Origin of the sequence: Klebsiella sp. WP4-W18-ESBL-05, from assembly GCF_014169075.1 — a bacterium.
Lineage (GTDB): Bacteria > Pseudomonadota > Gammaproteobacteria > Enterobacterales > Enterobacteriaceae > Kluyvera > Kluyvera ascorbata_B.
In genome coordinates this window covers 4,061,146-4,081,799 of the sequence record NZ_AP022057.1, presented here as the reverse complement: position 1 = coordinate 4,081,799, position 20,654 = coordinate 4,061,146, and the positions used below count along the sequence as shown (strand labels likewise).

Annotated in this window: 19 protein-coding genes; 2 read left to right on the top strand and 17 right to left on the bottom strand. The window is 55.4% G+C overall.

The window, feature by feature from the left end; translation table 11 throughout:
* Window positions 1–149: 149 nt before the first annotated feature.
* A complete protein-coding gene (locus H7R58_RS19595; protein ID WP_182929454.1) occupies window positions 150–1,067 on the top strand; it encodes an Rpn family recombination-promoting nuclease/putative transposase in 918 nt (305 codons plus the stop codon).
* Window positions 1,068–1,093: 26 nt separating this feature from the next.
* Here H7R58_RS19595 and panC read toward each other — a convergent pair whose 3' ends face one another.
* The 17 genes from panC to thpR all read right to left on the bottom strand — a co-directional run bounded on the left by panC (window position 1,094) and on the right by thpR (window position 18,043).
* Window positions 1,094–1,945 carry a pantoate--beta-alanine ligase gene (gene panC, locus H7R58_RS19590; RefSeq protein ID WP_182929453.1) on the bottom strand — a complete coding sequence of 284 codons (852 nt, stop codon included), beginning with the start codon at window positions 1,943–1,945 and terminating at the stop codon, window positions 1,094–1,096.
* 168 nt (window positions 1,946–2,113) lie between these two features.
* Complete coding sequence (gene panB, locus H7R58_RS19585) at window positions 2,114–2,905, bottom strand: 3-methyl-2-oxobutanoate hydroxymethyltransferase (RefSeq protein WP_182930667.1); 792 nt, start codon at window positions 2,903–2,905, stop codon at window positions 2,114–2,116.
* Window positions 2,906–3,021: 116 nt separating this feature from the next.
* Window positions 3,022–4,260, bottom strand: a complete 1,239-nt coding sequence (locus tag H7R58_RS19580) for a fimbrial protein (RefSeq protein ID WP_182929452.1) — start codon at window positions 4,258–4,260, stop codon at window positions 3,022–3,024.
* 220 nt (window positions 4,261–4,480) lie between these two features.
* Window positions 4,481–5,758 (bottom strand): fimbrial protein, encoded by a 1,278-nt coding sequence (locus H7R58_RS19575; protein WP_182929451.1) that lies wholly within the window; start codon window positions 5,756–5,758, stop codon window positions 4,481–4,483.
* A gap of 34 nt (window positions 5,759–5,792) precedes the next feature.
* Window positions 5,793–6,368 carry a fimbrial-like protein gene (locus H7R58_RS19570; RefSeq protein WP_182929450.1) on the bottom strand — a complete coding sequence of 192 codons (576 nt, stop codon included), beginning with the start codon at window positions 6,366–6,368 and terminating at the stop codon, window positions 5,793–5,795.
* 6 nt (window positions 6,369–6,374) lie between these two features.
* Window positions 6,375–6,965 carry a fimbrial protein gene (locus H7R58_RS19565; RefSeq protein ID WP_227674119.1) on the bottom strand — a complete coding sequence of 197 codons (591 nt, stop codon included), beginning with the start codon at window positions 6,963–6,965 and terminating at the stop codon, window positions 6,375–6,377.
* A 15-nt stretch (window positions 6,966–6,980) separates the two neighbouring features.
* Window positions 6,981–7,553: a fimbrial protein gene (locus tag H7R58_RS19560; RefSeq protein ID WP_182929448.1), complete on the bottom strand. Its 573-nt coding sequence runs from the start codon at window positions 7,551–7,553 to the stop codon at window positions 6,981–6,983.
* 16 nt (window positions 7,554–7,569) lie between these two features.
* Window positions 7,570–10,170, bottom strand: a complete 2,601-nt coding sequence (locus H7R58_RS19555) for an outer membrane usher protein (protein ID WP_182934502.1) — start codon at window positions 10,168–10,170, stop codon at window positions 7,570–7,572.
* A 29-nt stretch (window positions 10,171–10,199) separates the two neighbouring features.
* On the bottom strand, window positions 10,200–10,943 hold the full coding sequence (locus tag H7R58_RS19550) for a fimbrial chaperone (RefSeq protein ID WP_182929446.1): 744 nt from the start codon (window positions 10,941–10,943) through the stop codon (window positions 10,200–10,202).
* Between the two features lie 80 nt (window positions 10,944–11,023).
* Entirely contained in the window at window positions 11,024–11,611 is a 588-nt protein-coding gene (locus tag H7R58_RS19545) for a fimbrial protein (protein ID WP_182929445.1), read from the bottom strand.
* A 453-nt stretch (window positions 11,612–12,064) separates the two neighbouring features.
* Window positions 12,065–12,655 (bottom strand): fimbrial protein, encoded by a 591-nt coding sequence (locus H7R58_RS19540; protein ID WP_182929444.1) that lies wholly within the window; start codon window positions 12,653–12,655, stop codon window positions 12,065–12,067.
* 612 nt (window positions 12,656–13,267) lie between these two features.
* The gene (gene folK, locus H7R58_RS19535; RefSeq protein ID WP_182929443.1) at window positions 13,268–13,747 is read right to left on the bottom strand and encodes a 2-amino-4-hydroxy-6-hydroxymethyldihydropteridine diphosphokinase; all 480 of its coding nucleotides are present in this window, start codon (window positions 13,745–13,747) and stop codon (window positions 13,268–13,270) included.
* Window positions 13,744–15,141, bottom strand: coding sequence for a polynucleotide adenylyltransferase PcnB (pcnB, locus tag H7R58_RS19530; protein WP_106925643.1), 1,398 nt, complete (start codon window positions 15,139–15,141; stop codon window positions 13,744–13,746). The genes folK and pcnB overlap by 4 nt, the downstream gene beginning before the upstream one ends.
* A gap of 55 nt (window positions 15,142–15,196) precedes the next feature.
* Window positions 15,197–16,093: a tRNA glutamyl-Q(34) synthetase GluQRS gene (gluQRS, locus tag H7R58_RS19525; RefSeq protein WP_182929442.1), complete on the bottom strand. Its 897-nt coding sequence runs from the start codon at window positions 16,091–16,093 to the stop codon at window positions 15,197–15,199.
* Window positions 16,094–16,161: 68 nt separating this feature from the next.
* Complete coding sequence (dksA, locus tag H7R58_RS19520; RefSeq protein WP_001155227.1) at window positions 16,162–16,617, bottom strand: RNA polymerase-binding protein DksA; 456 nt, start codon at window positions 16,615–16,617, stop codon at window positions 16,162–16,164.
* Window positions 16,618–16,773: 156 nt separating this feature from the next.
* Entirely contained in the window at window positions 16,774–17,499 is a 726-nt protein-coding gene (gene sfsA, locus H7R58_RS19515) for a DNA/RNA nuclease SfsA (protein ID WP_106925515.1), read from the bottom strand.
* A gap of 13 nt (window positions 17,500–17,512) precedes the next feature.
* Window positions 17,513–18,043: an RNA 2',3'-cyclic phosphodiesterase gene (gene thpR, locus H7R58_RS19510; protein WP_182929441.1), complete on the bottom strand. Its 531-nt coding sequence runs from the start codon at window positions 18,041–18,043 to the stop codon at window positions 17,513–17,515.
* A 73-nt stretch (window positions 18,044–18,116) separates the two neighbouring features.
* On the opposite strand from thpR, the gene hrpB reads away from it, so the two are divergent.
* On the top strand, window positions 18,117–20,549 hold the full coding sequence (hrpB, locus tag H7R58_RS19505; RefSeq protein ID WP_182929440.1) for an ATP-dependent helicase HrpB: 2,433 nt from the start codon (window positions 18,117–18,119) through the stop codon (window positions 20,547–20,549).
* The last annotated feature ends 105 nt before the right edge of the window (window positions 20,550–20,654 follow it).

Below are 20,654 nucleotides of genomic sequence, written 5' to 3'. Positions count from 1 at the left end.
ACAGTTTGCGTAATGCCTGGCAGAAAGTTTTACAATCGTTGTAACGCGTTGTTTTTTTCCTCTGCCCGCCTCGTAAAAGCCTAAATACGGCGCTGACCCCGAGTATTGGCGTGCGGATACTGGCCTTCAGGATGACTGGACAGGTCAGGATGATGGAACCTTCTACCAACGCACCGCACGATGCGGTATTCAAACAATTTTTGATGCACCCGGAAACGGCCCGTGATTTTCTGGATATTCACCTGCCCGCAGAGCTACGTGAGATTTGCGACCTGAGCACGCTTCAGCTCGAGTCGGGAACCTTTATCGAAGACGATCTGAGAGCACAATACAGCGATGTTCTGTATTCGCTGCAAATGCAGGGGAACGACGGCTACCTTCATGTTCTCATTGAACACCAAAGTTCTCCGGATAAAAAAATGGCCTTTCGCATGATCCGTTACGCGATTGCCGCTATGCATCGCCACCTTGAAGCCGGGAACGAGCAGCTTCCTCTGGTGATCCCCATTTTGTTTTATCAGGGGAAAGTGAGTCCTTACCCGTTTTCCCTGTGCTGGCTGGATATGTTTGCCTCATCGACGCTGGCCGGAAGGCTATACAGTCAGCCTTTCCCGCTGGTCGATATCACCGTTATTCCCGATGATGACATCATGCAACACCGGCGAGTCGCGATACTCGAGCTGTTGCAAAAGCACATTCGGCAGCGAGATTTAATGGGGTTACTGGCGCCGCTGGTAACGCTTTTGCACGCGGAGTACACTACCGATAGCCAGCTAGTCACGCTGCTAAACTATATGCTGCAACGCGGTACGACACATCAACCAACCGTATTTTTCAGGGAGCTGACGAACAGGATGCCTAAGGAGAAAACGATGCAGACGCTCGCACAATGGCTTGAAGAACAGGGGATGCAAAAGGGCGTGGCGCAGGGCGTGCGCGAAGGCCAATCAGAAGAACGCCGTATTATTGCCCGCCGTTTGCTGAAAAAGGGGATGGCGCACGAGGACGTCGCGCAGATGACCACGTTATCGCTCGTTGAGGTTGAGCAGCTAATTGACTGGCGCTAACCCGGGTCAGCGCCAGTGCAGGCCGCTTAGCTTAGCTCAACAATTTTGTTATCGATAAGCCGCGCCTGGCCCAGCCACGCGGCCATCAGGATCACCACGCGTTTGCTGCTGTCGGTCAGGTCGAGCAGGGTGTCGGCATCGCGAATCTGGATATCATCGGCGCGGAAGCCTTTTTCGTTCAGCTCCTGCTCGGCGATAGCAATCATCTCGCCCTGGTCACGTTCACCGGCTTTCAGCTTCTCGGCTACGCGGCTCAATACCTTGTACAGACCCGGCGCAATTTTCCGCTGCTCCGCGGTCAGGTAACCGTTGCGTGAGCTCAGCGCCAGACCATCTTTGGCGCGGATGATCGGCACGCCGACGATCTCAATGTCGTAGCCGAGATCGGCCACCATTTTGCGAATCAGCGCCAGCTGCTGGAAGTCTTTCTCACCAAAGCAGGCGAGATCCGGCTGGATCAGGTTGAACAGTTTGCTGACGATGGTCGACACGCCGCGGAAATGGCCCGGGCGGCTGGCGCCTTCCAGCATGGTGGAGAGACCGGGGACATCAACAAAGGTCTGGCCTTCCAGGCCCTGCGGGTAAATTTCTTTTTCTGACGGGGCAAACACGAAGTCGACTTTGCGCTTATTCAGCTTTTCGCAGTCATCCTGCAGGGTGCGTGGATAGCGGACTAAATCTTCCGGGCGGTCGAACTGCATTGGGTTAACGAAAATACTCACCACCACCACATCGGCACGGGCTTTGGCCTCGTCAACCAGCGTCATATGACCGTCGTGCAGGTTGCCCATGGTCGGGACCAACGCGACGCGTTTGCCTTCCTGACGCAGACGGCGAATGTGCTGACGTAGCAGCGGCAGGGTTTCAATAATTAACACAACAAGACTCCTTAAGTTCTGAGGGTCTGTAGTTTGTAGGCCTGATAAGCGTAGCGCCATCAGGCGTTTTGCCGGATGGCGACGCAAAGCGTCTTATCCGGCCTACATTCTACAACCGCACGCGTAGCGCCCGCCGTCATCCGGCGTAATGGCGTGCAGGCAGATAAATTAATGGAAACTGTGTTCTTCACCCGGATAAACACCGGACTCCACTTCGGCAATATACTGCCGTACTGCGGCACGCATGTCGCCCGCTTCGGTAAGGAAATTTTTGGCAAACTTTGGAATATGGCCGCCGGTAATACCAAAGGCGTCGTGCATCACCAGGATCTGCCCGTCGGTGACGTTACCTGCGCCAATCCCGATAACCGGAATTGACAGCGCCTCCGTCACGCGTTTTGCCAGCGCAACCGGCACGCACTCCAGCACCAGCAGCTGTATGCCCGCGGCTTCCAGCGCCAGCGCATCTGCCAGCAGCACGTCTCCGGCATCGCCACGCCCCTGAATCTTATAGCCGCCAAACACATTCACCGACTGCGGGGTTAACCCCAGATGCCCGCAGACCGGCACCGCGCGCTCGGCCAGCATTTTGACGGTATCGGCAAGCCATGCGCCGCCTTCAATTTTGATCATATTGGCGCCGGCACGCATGACCGTAGCGGCATTTTCGAAGGTTTGCTCCGGCGTGGCGTAAGCCATAAACGGCAGGTCAGACAGCAGCAGGCAGTTCGGCGCGCCGCGACGGACGGCGCGGGTGTGGTAAGCGATATCTTCAACGGTCACAGGCAGGGTGGAATCATGACCCTGAACGGTCATCCCCAGGGAGTCGCCAACCAGCATCACGTTAATGCCTTCGTCAGCGAACAGTTTGGCAAAACTGTAGTCGTAGGCGGTGATGGTGGCGAAGCGTTTCTTTTCCTGTTTGCATTTCTGCAGCAAGGCGATGGTGGTTGGTTTCATCATAACCCCTGTTGGTCATAAATTGTATGAATGCAATGCGCGCATTGTAGGGGAAGAGAGGACGGAACGTTAGCCCTTTGTGGGCATATCCATCCTGATGGCGCTTTCGGGCATCATCAGGGATAGTCGAGCGTAAAAATACCGTTGGCTTTAAAGTTACCTGAGCCAATTTTCTGATTGCCGTCGCGTTTGAGCGTGGCCAGAAAGTTGAGCGTCAGCGACTGGTTTTTCCCGTTTTCGCTGGTGCCGTAGATATTGTCGTCGCCTGACGTATCGCGCTGCTCGCTATAGACTGAGGTGGTGTCGTTAGGCAGCAGTACCATCTGCGGGCTATAGCCGTTGGCGACGCCGCTGATCTCCACGCCGACGCCGGTGGCCTGGTTCATGGTCAGGATGTTGCCGAGCATCGTGCGGTTGCTGGCGGGCGTAGTGGTGGTCAGCGTGACGTTAATATTGCGCAGGCCGCGGCAGCCGGCGAGATTAATGGCAAACGGCACCGCGGCGGCGCCGCGAATAATCTGGTTTGGGCTGTAGCTGCCCAGGTTAACGGTGGTGCCGTTGACGCTGCTGCCGCTGGCAACCGGCTGCGTGGTGCAGGTCGGCTCGCTGGCGCTGACGGCGCTGACATCAATTGTGACGTTTTGATAATAACTTTTGATACCGCTGCCGGGGTTTTCGTTCCAGATGCGCACGTGATAGTCGCCATTTTTCAGCAGGCTAATCTTCGAACTGACCGGCGTATAGGTTTGGTCGGTATAGAAGGTGATGGCCGCGTAGAACCCAAGCCCGCCGAGGCTGTTGTATTGCATACCGCCGCTGCTGGTGTCGGAACAGATGTGGCCGTTATCTTTGACCGTAATCACGTTGTGCATGATCCCGTCCACGACGGGCAGCGTTGAGGCGGTTACGCTGAGGGCATAAGCGCTGAACGATCGCAACGTGAGCGAGAAGTAGAGGCCGGTAATATTGGTTTTGAATAACGCCGCGCCGCCGTAGCTGCCGGCGGGCACCAGCCCGGACTCGACGGATAAGCGGTTGCTGGTGGCCGCGCCCGTCGAGGTACAGTACAGGCGGTCTTTGCCGCTGGACGAGCCGTGGGAGCCGTTCCAGTTGATGGTGACGTTGGCGGGGGCCAGCGTGTCGCTGCGGCTGAAGTAGACGGTTCGCCCGCTGGGGTAAGAGAGCGCGTTCGTACCGTCGTCAACCGGCCCGCCGTCTGAAGCGTAGGCGGTGCCGCCCAGCACGAACGTTTGCGTCGCGGCCTGCGCGCTGGCAGAGCACAGCAGCATTATGAGTGCCGCGCGTAAAGCGGCCATCAGGCGGCGGTAAAACGGTACGCCAGGGCTCCTTCCCATCGTTATATCCTTGCTTGTCCACGATAACGCTATTATCCGTAATAGCTTTCTCTTCCCTCAGTAGTGGGCTTGAGATTTTTCTTATCATGACACAACAAGGTCCGCGGCGTTCGAGCACTTTGTCGCTAAATATGTCACCTGTGTATTTTTGTAATGCAGGTGAGCGGGGGGAGATATTGCATTGAACATGCCCCCGGCGGCAGGCCGCCGGGGGAGGTCATCAGGGGTAATCAAGGGTAAAGATAGCGTTGGCCTTAAAGTTACCAGCGCCGATTTTCTGATTGCTGTCGCGCTTAAGCGTGGCCAGGAAGTTCAGAGTATGGGTTTGCACCTTGCCGTTTTCACTGCTGCCGTAGATATTGTCATCACTGGAGGTGTCGCGCTGGTCGTTATACACCGAGCTACTCTCGTTCGGAATGATCAGCGTTTCCGTGCTGTAGCTATTGGCCGCGCCGCGAATTTCCAGCCCCACGCCGGTGGCGTGGTTAAGGGTGAGAATATTGCCGAGCAGGGTGGCATCGGTTGCCATGGTGGTGGACGCGAGCGTGACGTTAATATTGCGCAGCCCCTTACAGCCCGCCAGCTTGATGGAGAACGGCACGGCGGTTGCGCCGTTAATAATGTCGTTTGGACTGTAGCTGCCTAAATTAACGGTGGTTCCGCTGACGCTGCTGCCGCTGGCGACCGGTTGGGTGGTACAGGTAGGTTCAGCAACCGTCACCGAGCTGATATCGAAGGTCACATTATCGTAATGACTTTTAATGCCTGCGCCGGGGTTTTCGTTCCAGATACGGATATGATAATCGCCAGTTTTTAATGGTGTAATTGTGGAGCTGCCAGGGGTATAAGTTTGATCGGTATAAAATGTAAAAGCTGCATAAAAACCTAGCCCTGCTAATGTTTTATAATTGATCTCGCCAGTCGTATTTGTGGTCTGACAAAGCTGGTTGCTGTTGGTATCTTCAAGTGGAAGCACCTGATGCATTATGCCGTTCTGGATCGTAATGCTAGGGACACTCGAATGCACCATGCTATTGGAGCTAAACGAACGGATCGTTAATGAAAAATATAAACCGGTAATATTGGTCTTAAATATATCGACCCCGCCATAATTTCCCGCAGATATTAGCCCTGATTCTATAGATAAGGGATTGCCTGTTCCAACAGATGCTTGGGTACACCAGAGGCTATTCGTCTTACTTGATGATGAGCCATGGTTACCGTTCCAGTTGATGACAACATTAGCCGGGGTAAGCGTTGATGTTCGGCTAAAGTAAACCGTGCGGCCACTGGGATAAGTGAATGTACTGCTACCATCGGCTGAGGGGCCTGACATATCTGTAGTTAGGGCGTAGTTTCCCAAAACAAACGTTTGAGTGGCATTAGCGTTAACAGAAGTAAAGAGGGTTGCCGCCATGAGCGTTATTAATGCTTTGCGAATCATTATTTTCCACTTTTTGTTAATATTATAATGATATTGCTGAGACGATTTTTCCACAGTCGTTACTCCTTTTAATGGCCAATAACGCCTTTTATTCATAATAAACCGACACCAGCACGCTGGACTTTACCGGGCCGCTGACGATGGACTGGCCGGACTGTATTTTCTGCATCCGGGCGTAAAACGAATAGCGGCTGTCGGCGTAGCTGGCGGCGGTAATGTCGTAGCGGCTGCGCGGCGTCCCGTCGGTGTTCATCACGTTGTAAACGTTATTGGCGTCGTTAACCGAGAAAATCACCACTCCCACGTTTTTTGCGCCGTCGGCTTCGTCGTTGGCGAAAATTTGCGTTGAGCCCACGGCGAAGCTGCCGGACAGCGGCGAAAAATGGACGGTGAGCGTTGAGGGCGTTTTACCGCTAACCGGCATACAGTCTTTGACGTGTACGTAGAAGGTGCTGCCGCCTTTATAGAGATCTTCAGCGGTGATGCCGCTGGCAAAATAGTCGATGCCCCAGGTGCCGAGGCTGACCAGCCCGTTATTGTCGACCGAGACCTGACAGGTGGTGTTGACGATGTTGGCTTTGATTTCGACGTCGGTATCGGCCTGGCTCAGCGGGGACAGAAGCAAGAGGCCAACCGCCGCTGCGCCGCACAATAGTTTGCTCATCGCACGTTACTCATAGGTAATGGTAAACAGGCCCTGGGTCGAAAACGAGCCGGTGTGTAAATCAGCAATCGTGCTGCCCGAGGCCAGCACGATGCGGGCGCTGAGCGGCCAGACGACGGTGGTGGTATCGCTGGCTTCGGCGAGATCGATTAACTGCTGCGCCGGGCTGGCGCAGCGCAGCTGCTTGCTGCCGCTGGCTTCAGGCATGGCGCCCGTCCAGATTTCCGCTGACACGCCAGCGGCGTCATCGCTGCCGCTCAGCGCGTTGCGAAAACCATTACCGCCGCCGGAGGCACCGTCGCAGCCGGTTTTGGCCGTTAGCGTGACGGTTGCCTGCTTTTTGGCCAGCCCAATGCAGTCGCTGAACACCAGCGAAAAGGGGCGCGATTTGCTCTTATTGACGATCTGTGGAATATAGACGTCGCCCATATCTACAGTCGTATTCGCCGTGCCGCTGTCGTCGTGCAGGGTAGCCAGGCAGGTTGAGGGCGTAATGGTGGTGGAAACCGTTAACTCCAGCGAGTTAGAGCCCGCAAGGCCTGGCGCCGCGTTCAGAAGCAGCGCCAGCGCGGTACACGGCGGTAACAGATATCGCATCAATGCAGCCCTCGGTTATTCATAGGTAAACGTAAAGAGCGCCTTGGCCTGAAAGTCGCCTGGCGTTGGGGTCAGCGAGGTGCTGGCGCGGCGGAAAAAAGCGTTTAGCTCCATACCGTTGGCGATCTGGCTGGCGCTCCAGTCGATTTTTTCCGTGCCGTCGACCTTAAAGCGGCTGCCCTCATCGCTGCCGTTGGGCTTAAAGCCCAGCCCAACGTTTTCGGCGTTGCCGCTGGTGAGCGTGTTTTTCAGCATAAAAAGGGTATTTGACAGCGTGATGCCTTTCACGGTCATCGTCAGCGAGGTGATCTCGTTGTTGCACTCCTTAGGTAGCAATTTAAAGCTGGCCTCGGTGCTGGCGGTGATGTTTAAAAGCTCAGCGATCCCGAAGTTTGGAATGGTGAGATCGTATTGCGTTCCGCTGCCGCTGACCGAGGCGTTATTGAGGCTGACGACGCTCATGAGGCAGGTGGTTTCTTCAATCACCGCGGTGAAATCCAGGCTTAACCCCTGGGTCGTGGCGAAGCCCGGCGGCGCCAGCAGCGCGGCGGCGAGCGTCAGCGAGCGGATTACGCGGTAAGTTCTCATCCTTGATCCTCGCAATTTATTGCATTTGGCAGGGCACGGCGCCCAGGACGATGGTTTTACCCATCTGCTTGTCGTTGCCCGACGCCACCTGGTAGCGCGCGCGGCAGCGCTGCGTTTGATTCTGCTTACTCCAGCGCACTTCAAGTTCGCCGCTTTCGCCGATGCCGCGTACGAAGGCCTGGCTACCCTGGCCTACCGTGCCCAGCAGGTTGTTGCTGAGATCGTACACTTCGGCGGTGAACGGCACCGGCTGGCGGTCGCTGCGCACCTGGTTGAGAATGGCGGATTTCCCCTGGTCGGTTTCGAATTTGCTGACCACCACCGCGCCGCGTCTGGGGATCACGGTGGCGCTGGTGCTCTTCATTTCGACGTCGTTATCCAGATCGTTGACATCAAGTGAGACGATATTTTCCCGGTACGGGGTTAATGAACTGCCAATACCGTAACCAAAGCGGTCAACGGTGCTGTTGCCGTAGTCGATACGTGCGCCCTGCGCGCCAGGGGCGTCGATCACCACCAGCGTATCGCTGTCGCCAAAGCTCTGATTACTGAAGGTTAAGCCGCCGCTATGCAGCACAAAGCCGCCGTCGGTATTTAATGAATACTGACGCGAACTGTCGTTGCTGGCCGACGCCGAGGCGGCGACATTGCCGTAACTGGAGTCGTAGCTGACGTAGGAACTGACGGTGGAGAGGTCTTTGCCCTCTTTTTCCATGTTGTACGCGGTGCTGACGCTATAGCTCCAGCGGTTGTCGGCGCTGTAGCCGCTGGCGCTGGTATTAAACTGGTTGCTGCCGTCGAAATCGCTGCTGACGCTGCTGTTCAGCGTACGGAAGCCGCCGCTGTCGCGGTCTGTGCCCAGCAGTTTATCCAGCGGAATGGTCACGCTGAGGTAGACTGAATCGTCGCGATTGCCGTCTTCGTCGTAGGTACGCTGCAGGTTGATGCTATAGCTTGCCCAGCCGATGCTGTTGCTGTAGCCGGCGGAGAAGCTGCTGCGCGAATCATTGGTCACCCAGTAGTCGGCCCAGCTGCCGGTGAGGTACAGCGAACCGTAGTTGATATCCTCATCCTTCAGGCTCTGGTTGAGGCTGATGGTGAACTGGTTTTTCATTCGCGAGTAGTCGTTCATGCCGCGAGCGTTGTCGCCGCTGCTGTGTTCGGCATCGTCAATAATGCTCAGCGCGTCGCTCAGCCCCAGATAATCTTTGGTGGAATAGCGATAGGCGGCAATGTTCAGCGATGTGTCCGTCGGGGCGAAGAACTTGTTCCAGGAAATACGGTAGCTTTGGCCACGGTAGGTTTTGTCATCGGGGATCTCCGCCTGCGATTGCGTCACGTCAAAGGAGATGGCGCCGACGAGGGTGTTCATCCCAACGCCCAGCAGCCCGGCAAAATAGCCGTTGTCGGTGGCCTGAATGCCGCTAAAGCCGGTGAAGGTGCTGTTGAGGCCGTAGTAGAAGGTACCCTGCGCGAGGCCCGGCTCGTCATGCAGGCTGTCGTCGTTGACCTGGCCGATGCTGATATCCCAGCTGCCGACGCCGGGGTGCATCATTTGTACCAGCGACGAGAAGGCCTGGCTAAAGCTGTGCTTCGAGCCGTCGGCTTCAGTAATGGTGACCTCAAGGTCCGCGCCGTAGCCGGACGGCGAAAGGTCGTCGATCGAAAACGGCCCCGGCGGCACCGTGGTTTCGTAGATTTTGTAGCCGTTCTGCGTGATGGTCACTTTAGCGTTGCTTTTGGCGACGCCGCGAATCGTTGGCGCATAGCTGGCGAGCTGCGGCGGCAGCATCTGCGATTCGCTGTACAGGCGTACGCCGCGCAGGCTGACGGTATCAAAGCTTTCGCCGCTGGTGCTGGCTTCACCGCTCACCAGTTGAGAACGCAGCGCGGCAATATCCCGCTGAACGTAGCGGTTCTGGTATTCAATATCGCTGCTGCCGTCTTTTTGCCACGAGTAGTTACCCTGTGCGCGAAAGTGCCATGCGCCAAGGTTGATGCCGCCGTTAAAGCCTGCGTACACGCTGTCTTCGTCACCGTAGTCGTTCTGGCTTTTCCAGGCGCTGACGTCGTAAGACAGCATCGCGGCCGGCACGCCGTCATCCCATAGCGATGGATCGACATAGTTCGCGAAGCCTTTTTGCACCCATATTTGCGGTACGCCCACGTCCAGCCGCTGGTCGCCGCCGTCGAAGTTGAGCGTAGACTGAGGGATCGCCAGCGCGAGGTTAAGGCAGCTGTCCGCGCTGTCTTCCCGGGCTAACAGCAGCGCATTGTCGGGCAGGTCATCGGGCATGCGGATATGCAGCAGGCTTAATATTTTTGGCGTTATACAGGCCTGTGTTTTACCTTTTGCGGTTTCAATAAATTCGACTTTTAGCGTGGTCACCAGATCGTTATTGACGTAGCCGCTCACTTCGTAGACGCCGGGGGAGATCGCGTTACCGTTGGAATAACGGCTGAGATCGACCTGGCTGGCGCCTGGCCCCATTAAAAACGAGCTGTCAAACTCTAGCGTTTCATTTTCGGCCCGCGCAGAGAGACTGCCGGACAGGAGGGTAAAGGCAATAAAACGAGTCAGGAGTTTGATCCTGAATTGTGTTGACCGCTGTTTCATTGGCGCATCCGAAGTATTAAATAAAAGCGTTAAATATCCACCTTGCCATTAATGGCGCCGCCAAAATCGCTGATTGCGACATAGCTAATGCTGGTTTTGGCTGGCGTACCGGTTAACCCCGAAATAGTGAAATCAGATTCGCCTTTGGGGGCGACCATTGAGGCCGAAACGGTATATTTTCGCCCGCCGACCATGGCCTCCACTTTATTAAAGGAGACGAAATAACCTGTGGGGTTAGTGACATGAACGACCGGTTTTCCGGCTTTTTGCTGCATCCGCCACTGTAATTTCTGCGGGGCTTCGGCGGCGGTGCCGTCCAGACCTTCGGGGCGATAAAACAGCTTGATGCGCGTGCGGAACGCCAGCTGGAGAATATTTTTCTCTTTAACGTCCTCGTCTTTCATTTTGGGCGGCACTTCCAGCACGTTAAACCAATAGATGCTTTCGCGATCGTTGGGCAACGAGCGGCTGCCGGTGTAGGTAAATTTGACGGTTTGCCCGCGGCCTGGCTCGATACGGGAAACCGGCGGCGTGGCGTTAAAGGGAACGTTGATTGTGCTCGGGTCGGCATTCTGGTTACCGTCGTCCAGCCAGCTTTGTACCAACGCGGGGCGGGAACCTTTATTTTCCAGACGGATAGAAATGTCTTTCTGCGCTTCTTTATAAATAACGCGCGTGCCGGACAGAACGATATCCGCCATCGCTGAAGGTATGACTGAACAGGCAGCAACGGCAGAAAGAGTGAAATAAAGAGAACGACGCATCCTGGTCATTATGATTCCTCCATGGAGATGATTCAGGGGGAATATTGCGCGTTTAAGCGCACGCTACTCCCCCTCTTAGGTATTAACGATTAGTTATAGGTCAAGGTATACGCGGTGTTGGACTTCACGTAGCCCGCCTTGACTGGCACCGCACCGGACTGCTTGACGTAAGAAACGACGAAGTTGTATTTCGCCACGCCGTCGGCGCCGAAGGTGGTATCATGGATATCGGCAGCATCGTTGATTTTGACCTGTTTGTAGGTCAGCGCCGCGCCGGTACCGTCGACCACGTGGATTGCCAGATTCACGCCGCTTGCCGGGCTGCTGATGGAGTCATCGTTATTCAGCGTACCGCTGCTGTTGCTGAAGAAGGTGGACGCCATGCTCAGGTGAGCGTTGGTGTTGGTATTCGATGAGCCGCAGTCTACGGTGATGTAGAACGACTCTGGCTGTACGCCAGCGGCGCCAAGCTGGACGCCCAGATCGGCCTGAATAGCACCCACTTGCGCGGTATTCAGCTGAACCTGACCGTCCTGGCTGCCGCCGTTAACGTGTGGAACGCAGGTGTTATCGCTGACCAGACCGGCGAAATCAACCTGGCCGCCGTCAATGGCAGCAAATGCCGAGGTGGAGGCCGCAGACAGAACGAGAGACAGTGCAATTAACTTTAATTTCATTTAGAAATATCCTTGTTAAAAAAATAAATATTACGTCAAGCCGGCGCAATTATAGAGAATACCCGTGCTGTATAAAAATAACTCACATGGATATTTCCTTCGCTTCTTATTTATTTTGTTAATATATTATGTTTGTGTTAGGCCTAATTATGTTGTTTAAGTGTGATGCTTGTTTAATGTAAGGCTGCTTTTTATGTGAATAATGTATTTTGTACAGTATCTGTATTGTTTTATTTGTGAGGTGAGTTTTTTTACTCACTATTATCTGATTTAAGCATGTTTTATTTTTATTGAATTAGATAATCACATTTCATTTTTTACTATTATAAAAAATGAAATGTGGCTGAAGTTGAACTTAAAAGTTTGAGCGTTCGTCATCCCTTCGTTCATCAATCGCCGTACTTTAAAAAGGAGCTACTTCACTGCGTAAAATAGCCCCTTGAAAGGTCTTAATTAATCGTAAACCAGAGTATATGCGGTATTGGACTTCACGTAGCCCGCCTTGATCTGCACTGCGGTTGACTGCTTAACGTAAGAAACCACGAAGTTAAATTTCGCCACGCCGTCAGCACCAAATTTTTGTTTGTGGACGTCGCTGGTGTTGTTGATTTTAACCTGCTTGTAAGCCAGTGCTGCGCCGGAGCTGTCAACCTCATGAATCGCCAGGTTCACGCCAGCCGCCGGGCTGGAGATGGAATCATCGTTATTCAGCGTACCGTTGCTGTTGCTGAAGAACGTAGAGGCCATGCTCAGGTTAGCATTTGCGTTGGTGTTGCCAGAACCGCAGTCGACGGTGATGTAGAATGATTCCGGCTGTACGCCGGCAGCGCCAAGCTGGACGCCACCATCGGCCTGGATATCTGCCACTTTGGCGGTGTTCAACTGAACCTGGCCATCCTGGCTGCCGCCGTTAACGCGCGGGATGCAGGTATTGTCGCTGACCAGACCGGCAAAATCGATCTGGCCGCCGTCGAGGGCGAATGCAGAAGAGGAGAGCAGTGCGGCAGAGACAGCGACCGACAGTGCAATGATGTTTTTCTTCACAACGAATATCCTTATATAGAGTGGTAATAGGTGAATTAAAGCTGTAACAAAATGTTATATTAATTCACGGCTATTAAACCTGATATCGTGCTGGGTTGTAAAATTCACTATATAAATATAAAGATTTTATCCATTGTAATTAAATATGTTATTTTGTTCTTTTATCCCTCAAATAAAGAGATTTTGTCTATGATATTCTCGTTGTCGATCATTTGTTTTGAAAAATACGGGGTAATGTGATGATTTGAGACGATAATTTACGTCGCATATGAATGTTTTGCTGAATAAAATAAAAAAGTGATATGGAAAATTGTTCGGGAAAAGTGAGTTTATTGAAAGGTTTTTCTATGATTTATTTTTGACATTGATGGATATGATGCGTTTAGAATTATTGCATAATGAATTTAAAAAATATTACGCGAAAAGATGACGAATAATGTTTATTATGTAAATTAAACATTAATTGTATTATTTAATATCACACTAAATGTCTTTTTTGTGATGTCCTATTATTACCCTGTTCCTGGTGGCCACGCCAGAAACGCAGCGCGCGCTTTCGCCTTTTCTGCCTGTATGTCTGAATCATTGCAGAGAGAATAATCGGTATGCGGTCTACCAGCGGTCGGGGCAGGGCGGGAGCTGGCGTAGGCATTCTGCCAGCGAGCGTCCGTCGTCGGGGAAATGCAGCTCAGGGGCAATTTCAAACAGCGGCCACAGCATAAAACCCCGGTTTTTCATGTCGTAATGGGGGACGGTCAGGCGCTCGGTACGGATGACCTCATCACCGAACAGCATAATATCGAGATCCAGCGTGCGCGGCCCCCAGCGCTCGGCTTTGCGCACGCGCCCCTGCTGCAGCTCAATACGTTGAGTATGATCCAGCAGTGCTTCGGCGGCGAGAGTGGTTTCCAGCGCTACGGTGGCGTTCAGATAATCAGGCTGATCCTGCGGGCCTAATGGCGGTGTGCGGTAATACGAGGAGACCGCCACGATACGGCTGTCGGGGATGTTGCCGATCGCTTGCACGGCAGCATTAACCTGCTCCAGCGGAGAGGCTAAATTACTGCCGAGCGCAATATAAGCGAGGGTCATGAAGAGCCTTCACGACGCGGCGCGCGTTTACGCGGGCGGCGATGGCGACGGCGAGCGTCAGGCTCATCGCCCAGATCGTTGAGCATCTCTTTCTGTGCCGGCGGCGCAACCACCTGAAACTCGCTCCACCACTGGGACAGACGCTGTAATTCGCCGTTGTGTTCAGCTTCGGCACGCAGCGCCAGCAGATCGTAGGCCGCGCGGAATTTCGGGTGCTCCATGAGCTTCCACGCGCGCTTGCCCTGACGGCGCGACATGCGCAGCTGCAGCTGCCAGATATCCCGCACCAGGGTGGTAATACGTTTTGGAATGGCCAGCGAACGGCAGGCTTCGTCCAGCACTTCATTCATGGCCAGCGCAAAGGCATCGTAGTAGGCCAGCCCGCTCTCCTGGGCAATTTTCTGTGCCATTTCGAGCAGCGGATACCAGAACATCGCGGCGAACAAGAACGCCGGGTTAACGCGCATATCGTTGTGAATACGGTTATCGGTGTTCTTCAGCACCTGCGCGATGATGCGCTCCATCGGGCTATCGCCGTCTTCGGTGAAGTAGCGGGTGATGGTCGGGAACAGCGGCTGGAACAGATTGTATTCGCACAACAGCTTGTAGGTGTCGTAACCATAGCCCGCCTGTAACAGCTTCAGCGCTTCTTCAAACAGGCGCGCCGGCGGCACGTCGTTCATCAGGGTGGCCAGACGCGGAATCGGCTCGGCGGTTTCCGGGCTGATGCGCATACTCAGCTTCGCGGCAAAGCGTACGGCGCGCAGCATACGTACCGGGTCTTCGCGGTAGCGGGTTTCCGGATCGCCGATCAGGCGAATCACGCCGTCGCTGAGATCCTGCATGCCGCCAACGTAATCGCGTACGGTAAAGTCGGCAACGCTGTAATAAAGGCTGTTGATGGTAAAGTCGCGGCGCTGGGCGTCTTCTTCGATGGAACCGAAGATATTGTCGCGCAGCAGCATACCGTTTTGACCGCGCTGCGAGGTGGCGCGATCGGACTGACCATCTTCATGATGCCCGCGGAACGTCGCGACTTCGATGATTTCCGGGCCGAACATGACGTGGGCCAGGCGAAAGCGACGGCCAACCAGGCGGCAGTTGCGGAACAGTTTACGTACCTGCTCGGGCGTGGCGCTGGTGGTGACGTCAAAATCTTTGGGTTTTTTGCCTAACAGCAGGTCGCGGACGCCGCCGCCGACGAGGTAAGCCTCGTAGCCTGCTTTATTCAGACGATAAAGAACCTTGAGGGCGTTCTCGCTGATATCTTTGCGGGAAATAGCGTGCTGCTCGCGCGGAATGACAGTCATAGCAGGTTTCACGATGGCGTTTTCAGCCTCGCTCTCCTCACGGCTTAGCACCTTGCGGCAAAAATTAGCGACTCGGGTAAAAATGGTGCACCTCGGTAATATCAGAATCCAGGACAAAAAAATAGCGGCTAATCATAGCTCAGCATGACGCGTTTGAGAATGGCGGATTGATCTTCGCCGTCTCAGGTACTGACGTTAGCGACCACTGAGCGACCGCATTTTGCAATAAATCGGCCGTGCTAAAATCCTGCCACTGGTCAGTTACCGGCTGGCCTAAAAAACGCAGCGCCGCAATGAGTATCGGGCGCGGGTCGCCGGTAGGTAAAGCAGGTGCATGATTTTGCTTCGAAAGTTTAGCACCTTCTTCATTCAATGCCAGCGGCAGGTGAATGTAGTCCGGTACGGGCCAGCCAAACTGCTGGTACAGGGAAATCTGCCTGACGGTCGGTGCGATAAGGTCTGCGCCGCGCACAATCTCGGTGACGCCCTGGAAATGGTCATCCACCACCACCGCGAGATTATAGGCAAATAACCCATCACGGCGATGAATAATAAAATCTTCCCGCGCCAGACGTTCATCGGCGGTCAGGCGACCGCGCAGTAAATCGGTAAATGCCATCACCGGATGGGTCTGACGCAGGCGCAGCGCAGCGTTTTGCGGGCCGTTGTGCCGGTCACGGCAGTAGCCGTCATAGGTGCCGCCAATCTGCTGAATTCGCGCGCGCGTGCAGGTGCAGTAGTAGCACAGGTTCTGGCTTTTCAGCCACGCCAGCGCTTCTCGGTAGGCGTCGTGGCGCTGCGATTGCCACAGCACGTCGCCGTCCCAGTGCAGGCCGTAATGTTCCAGTTGATGCAAAATGGTGGTTGCAGCACCGGGAACTTCACGAGGGGGATCGATATCTTCGATGCGCACTCGCCAGATGCCCTGCTGAGCGCGAGCCTGGAGGTAGCTGCCTAACGCGGCAATTAACGAGCCGAAATGCAGCTCACCGGAAGGAGAGGGGGCAAATCGCCCGATGTAAGATTGTGATGACATGTTGATAGCAATAAAAACAACAAGGCGGGAAATGACTCCCGCCTTGAAGATAGAGTGTGAGCTTTCTGTTAGCCTGCCATCTGCTTTTCGCGGATTTCTGCCAGCGTTTTGCAGTCAATGCACAGGTCTGCCGTTGGACGCGCTTCCAGACGACGAATGCCAATTTCCACACCGCAAGATTCGCAGTAGCCGAAATCTTCGTCTTCCACTTTCTTCAACGTCTTCTCGATCTTTTTGATCAGCTTGCGTTCACGGTCGCGGTTACGCAGCTCGAGGCTGAACTCTTCTTCCTGCGCGGCACGGTCAACCGGATCCGGGAAGTTTGCAGCTTCGTCCTGCATGTGTGTAACGGTGCGATCGACTTCATCCCTAAGTTGATTACGCCATGCTTCAAGAATACGCCTGAAGTGCGCCAGCTGGGCTTCGTTCATATACTCTTCGCCTGGCTTCTCTTGGTATGGCTCCACCCCAGCGATGGCGAGAATACTCAGGGACGATGTTTTACGGTTTTGCCCTTCTTGCATGTTGCTTCTCCTTAACACGCACTATCGATCCCCGTGTTCGGGGGAAAAATCAGGCCGCTATAAATAGCAGATGCTTTTCCGGATGGCAATTATCTAAACGTAACACTTGACAATGCTGTGAGGAAAAGCGTATTTGCGCCGCAGCCCGAACACTTTCTACTCAACTTCTTCACCCCGCGATAACGAGACGGGTAACGGCGATATCAGAGTCATATTATCGGCAGAAAGTTCCGCCTTATAAGCTAAAACTTCCACCCCCTGTTTCTGTGCTTCTTGTAACAACTCTGCGTATTTAGCATCAATATGGTGCGCTGGAGAGAAATATTCAATGGCTGAGTGCAATATTGCAAACAGCAAAACGGCGCGTTCACCGCCCGCCACAACGCTCATCAGCTCGCGTAGATGCTTTTGTCCGCGCACGGTGACGGCGTCAGGAAAATAGCCGAATTCATTTTCTGCAAGTGTGACTGACTTCACTTCAATATAGCAGGTAGGACGATCATCTGCCTGTAACATGATGTCTATTCGACTGCCTTCCTCACCATATTTCACTTCGCTTTTCAGCGTGTTGTAACCGGTAAGTTCAGGAATACGTCCGGATAAAATAGCGTCTTTTGCTAAGCTATTTGCCCGTAACGTATTTACACAAATAAAATCCCCTTTTTGTGTCTGGGTTAATTCCCAGCTGTGGGGATATTTGCGCTTAGTATTTTCTGACGTGGAATACCAAACGGTATCGCCGGGCGTCGCGCAGCCGGTCATTGCGCCGGTATTGGCGCAATGAAGCGTAAAGGTTTCGCCTGCTGGGGTAACGACGTCAGCGAGAAAACGTTTATAGCGTTTGATCAGCGTGGCGGACTTAAGCGGGGGGATAAACTGCATCAGGTTTCCTTAATTATTCGCTGAGCGTCCAGCGCTGCAAAGGCGTGTAGCGGGTGCGGTGACCGACGACGCGTGATTCGTAGAGCACAAACTCGGTGACCGGAATCTCCCAGTGAAAGCCGGGGGGCGGAATGGGGACCGCCTGCGCGGCGTGGCGCAGCAGCGTCAGGTGCGGGTGGAACGGCTGCGGGCTCTGATAGCAGCCGCTGCGTGCGGCCTGGGCGCGCAGCATATTCGCCAGCTGCAGCAGCCCGCGCGGCGGCTGACGCGTACCGAGCCACACCACTCGCGAGCGCAGCCACTGCCCGGCATCGTCCAGGTGCAGCGCAAAACCCGGCTGACGAATGCGTCCGGCCATGGCGGTCAGCGCCCGCTGTTTTTCCGCGCTGACCTCGCCGAGAAACGCCAGCGTCATATGCATATTGGCGGCGACGACCGGCACGCCCGCATCGGCGGGGAAACGCTCGGCGCGCCATTGCACCAGCTGTTTCTGGATCTTCGGCGGGATAGCAATGGCGAAAAACAGTCTTTTTGACTCAGACATGGTGGGTACTCGGTTATGAATTGTGGCGATGCTACAATGTACGCCGTTTAATGTTAACCCTCTGGAGCTATTCGTGTCCTTGTTGCCGGTCGCCAGCGTCCTTCCTGAACTCCTTCATGCCTTACGCCATGCCCCGCAGGTGCTGTTAAATGCGCCAACGGGCGCGGGTAAATCGACCTGGCTGCCGCTGCAAATTTTGCACGATGGCGGTATCGACGGGCGCATTCTGCTGCTGGAGCCGCGTCGCCTGGCGGCGCGCAACGTTGCGCAGCGGCTGGCTGAACTGTTGAATGAAAAACCAGGCGAAACGGTCGGCTATCGGATGCGTGCGGAAACCTGCGTCGGGCCGAATACCCGGCTCGAAGTGGTGACCGAAGGGATCCTGACGCGCATGATCCAGCACGATCCCGAACTGTCCGGCGTGGGGCTGGTGATCCTTGATGAATTCCACGAGCGCAGTCTGCAGGCGGATTTGGCGCTGGCGCTGCTGCTCGACGTTCAGCAGGGGCTGCGTGACGATCTCAAACTGCTGATTATGTCGGCAACGCTGGACAACGAGCGGCTTCAACGCCTGCTGGCAGAGGCACCGACGATTGTGTCTGAAGGCCGGGCCTACCCGGTCGAGCGCCGTTACCAGTCGCTGCCCGCACAGCTGAGTTTTGACGAGGCCGTGGCGATAGCGACTGCCGAGCTGCTGCGCAACGAGAGCGGTTCGCTGCTGCTGTTTTTGCCCGGCGTCGGTGAAATTCAACGGGTGCAGGAGCACCTGACTGAGCGGGTGGCTGATGATGTACTGCTGTGTCCTTTATACGGTGCGCTGCCGCTAAACGCGCAGCGGCAGGCGATTTTGTCCGCCCCACCGGGAAAACGAAAAGTGGTGCTGGCGACCAATATCGCCGAAACCAGCTTGACGATAGAAGGCATTCGTCTGGTGGTGGACAGCGCTCAGGAACGCGTGGCGCGCTTTGATGCGCGTACGGGGCTAACGCGACTGGTGACGCAGCGCGTCAGCCAGGCGTCAATGACCCAGCGTGCAGGCCGCGCGGGGCGTTTGGCGCCCGGGGTCTGCGTGCATCTGCTGGCGAAAGAACAGGCTGAACGCGCCAGCGCGCAGAGCGACGCGGAAATCTTGCAAAGCGATCTTTCCGCACTGTTGCTGGATGTGTTGCAGTGGGGCTGCGCCGATCCGTCGCAGCTTCGCTGGCTGGATATGCCACCGGCGGCAAACCTGGCGGCGGCGCGCCGTCTGCTAACGCAGCTGCAGGCGCTGGACGGTGAACGCCTGACGGCAAAAGGGCAGAAGATGGCGGCGCTCGGCAACGATCCGCGACTGGCGGCCATGCTGGTGGCCGCAGAGAGTGATGATGAGGTGGCGACGGCAGCCCGGCTGGCGGCGATTCTCGAAGAACCGCCGCGCGGTGCCAGCAGCGACCTGCTACTGGCGTTTTCCCGCCCGCAGGGGAACTGGCAGCAGCGCAGCCAGCAGCTGTGCAAGCGCCTGAACCGCCGCGCCGGGCAGGCCGACGTTGATGCCGTTGCGCCGCTGCTGGCGCAGGGCTTTCCCGATCGTATCGCGCGTCGACGCGGGCTGGAGGGGCGCTACCAGCTGGCAAACGGTATGGGGGCGATGCTCAACGCCGACGACGCGTTAGGCCGTCACGAGTGGCTGATTGCGCCGCTGCTGCTACAGGGGAATGCCTCGCCGGACGCGCGTATTTTGCAAGCCTGCGCGGTGGAGATTGACGGGCTGGTCAGCCGCTGTCCGGTGCTGTTACACCAATCTGACACCATTGAATGGGATGATGCGCAGGGGACGCTAAAAGCGCTGCGCCGCAGCCAGATAGGCCAGTTGACGCTCAGCGTGCGGCCACTGGCGAAGCCGTCCGAGAACGAATTACACCAGGCGATGCTCACCGGTATTCGTGAGAAGGGGTTAAGCGTGCTGAACTGGACGAACGAAGCGGAACAGCTACGCTTGCGGTTACGGTGCGCGGCGCGCTGGCTGCCGGAGGATGACTGGCCTGCGGTGGATGACGCCTCGTTGCTGGCCGCGCTGGAAAGCTGGCTGCTGCCGCATATGAGCGGCGTGCATTCGCTACGCAGCCTGAAATCGCTCGATCTGCGCCAGGCGCTGCTCGATTGGTTGCCCTGGTCATTACGACAACGTCTGGATAGTCAGCTGCCAACTCATTACACTGTGCCGACGGGAAGTCGTATTGCGATTCGCTATGACGAAGATAACCCACCGGCGCTGGCCGTGCGGATGCAGGAGATGTTTGGTGAAGCCCGTACGCCCACTATCGCGGAAGGCCGCGTGGCGCTGGTGCTTGAGCTGCTGTCACCGGCGCAGCGGCCGCTGCAAATCACGCGCGATTTAAGCGCGTTCTGGCAGGGGGCATACCGCGAGGTGCAAAAAGAGATGAAAGGGCGTTATCCGAAGCACGTCTGGCCGGATGACCCGGCGAATACCGCTCCAACGCGGCGGACGAAGAAGTATTCCGCCTGATGGCGCTACGCTTATCAGGCCTACCGAGGCACATGCTTTCGTAGGCCGGATAAGGCAACGCCGCCATCCGGCAAAACTGCGGTTGAAAATTGAGAGATATCTTCT